Genomic DNA, 1741 nt, shown 5'->3' with positions numbered 1-1741 from the left:
AATATCAAGAAAGGCTGCTCGAAAGAGTGGCCTTTTTTGTGTGTCTCGAAAAAGCTCCATTACAAATATTTTGTAATTATTTTCCGCCGCAGGGATTGGTAACTTGGCTGGATACCCCCATCCTGTCGCGCATAGCTCAAGAGGTGATTGATGCGCGCCCACTCGTCTGACCCGCAAGACCCCGTTACTGCGACACAACCGATCAAGGCCGAGCGATTGCGCTGGCTGGATCGGATCAGCCAGTACCGCCAACCTATCGGTCTCGCCGTCACGCTGCTGCTGTTCGCGATCGCGTTGATCGCCTGTCGCCACCTCCTGAGCGAGCTCGACCTTTACGCGCTGCATGACTCGATCCTGGACGTGCCGAGGCCGGCGCTGCTCGGCGCCGTTGCTGCCACCGTCGCCGGCTTCGTGATTCTGCTGGGTTATGAATGGTCCGCCACCCGCTATGCGGGCGTGACGCTGCCGCCTCAAACCATGGTCCTCGGCGGTTTCACTGCGTTTGCCATTGGCAACGCCATCGGCCTCTCGTTGCTGTCGGGCGGCTCGGTTCGTTATCGCTTGTATGCGCGACATGGCCTGGGAGCAGCCGATGTCGCCCATATGACCTTGTTCGCCAGCCTTTCCCTGGGCTGCGCTCTGCCTCCCTTGGCCGCGCTGGCAACCCTGAGCAACCTGCCCGCCGCGTCTGCCGCCTTGCACCTTCCCGCCGTATTGCTGGGTTCGATCGCCGTGGCGGTGCTGTTGCTCACCAGCGTGCTCGCCATTGGCATCTATCGCCGTCGGCTGCCAGAGCAACCCTACCGGGACAGCCTGCTCGTCAAGGCCGGTCGCCGCACGCTGCGCCTGCCGGGCAGGCGCCTGACATTCCTGCAATTGATCATCACGGCGCTGGACGTCGCTGCGGCCGCCACGGTGCTTTACCTGCTGCTGCCTGAAGCGCCGCCGTTTGGCCCATTCCTGCTGGTGTATCTGCTCGCGCTGGCCGCCGGCGTACTCAGCCACGTGCCGGGTGGCGTCGGGGTGTTCGAGGCGATCCTGCTGGCCGCGTTTGCCGACAAGCTGGGGGCCGCGCCGCTTGCCGCCGCCCTGTTGCTGTACCGCTTGATCTATGTGCTGCTGCCGATGCTGGTGGCCTGCGTACTGCTGTTGATCAACGAGGCGCAACGGCTGTTCCAGACTCGCCAGACCCTGCGGGCCGCGTCAGGTTTTGCCGCACCGATCCTGGCCGTACTGGTCTTTCTGTCTGGCGTGGTGTTGCTGTTTTCCGGGGTTACCCCCGAGATCGACACCCGCCTGGAGCACATCGGCTTCCTGATTCCCCATCGACTGGTGGACGCCTCGCACTTCGGCGCCAGCCTGGTGGGCGTGCTCTGCCTGTTGCTGGCCCAAGGCCTGCGCCGTCGCCTGTCCGCCGCCTGGATGCTGACCACCGTTTTGCTGCTGGTGGGCGCCCTGCTCTCGCTGCTCAAGGGCTTTGACTGGGAAGAAGCCACGCTGCTGACCTTGACTGCTGCCTTGCTGGCAGTGTTCCGGCGCTCTTTCTACCGTCCGAGTCGCCTGACCGAACTGCCGTTCTCACCGCTGTTCCTGATTGCCAGCCTCTGCGTGCTGGGCGCATCGATCTGGCTGTTGCTGTTTGCTTACCAGGACGTGCCCTACAGTCACCAATTGTGGTGGCAGTTCACCCTGGATGCCGATGCCCCCCGAGGCCTGCGCTCGCTGTTGGGCGCCGCCGTCC

General features: G+C 63.6%; 1 protein-coding gene. It reads left to right on the top strand.

Going from position 1 to position 1741, the window contains the following annotated elements; genetic code table 11:
* Nucleotides 1-150 precede the first annotated feature (150 nt).
* On the top strand, nt 151-1741 hold a 1591-nt coding region (locus OC610_RS26910; protein WP_264432327.1), incomplete at its 3' end, for a lysylphosphatidylglycerol synthase domain-containing protein.

The organism is Pseudomonas agronomica, from assembly GCF_025917275.1.
GTDB classification, from domain to species: Bacteria; Pseudomonadota; Gammaproteobacteria; order Pseudomonadales; family Pseudomonadaceae; genus Aquipseudomonas; species Aquipseudomonas agronomica.
Note: the sequence above shows the minus strand (reverse complement) of the source record. Positions and strands in the feature narration are given on the sequence as shown.